Here is a 276-nt window from a genome sequence, read left to right as displayed (position 1 = left end):
AACCCTCGACGCAATTGGCAGAATATTTGTCGCGATTAATCAAGGGGAATACTACGTCCTCGATGCCGACATTGCCAAATGTTTTGACCAAATTGACCATGAATACCTACTATCCAAACTTCATTGTCCAACGACCATAAGGCGAAATGCCAAACAATGGCTAAAAGCCGGGGTCATTGACAATGGTGTATTTGACGACACAAAAGCCGGGACACCACAAGGAAGGGTAATAAGTCCACTCCTCGCCAACATCGCACTGGATGGAATGGTGAGGCA

Annotated in this window: 1 protein-coding gene; it reads left to right on the top strand. The window is 46.4% G+C overall.

Going from position 1 to position 276, the window contains the following annotated elements; all coding sequences use genetic code 11:
• Positions 1-276 (top strand): reverse transcriptase domain-containing protein (locus LKE08_RS08850; RefSeq protein ID WP_324703854.1); only part of this gene is annotated, 276 nt, incomplete at both ends.

Origin of the sequence: Lyngbya sp. CCY1209 (genome assembly GCF_035615495.1) — a bacterium.
Classification (GTDB): domain Bacteria; phylum Cyanobacteriota; class Cyanobacteriia; order Cyanobacteriales; family Microcoleaceae; genus Limnospira.
Note: the sequence above shows the minus strand (reverse complement) of the source record. Positions and strands in the feature narration are given on the sequence as shown.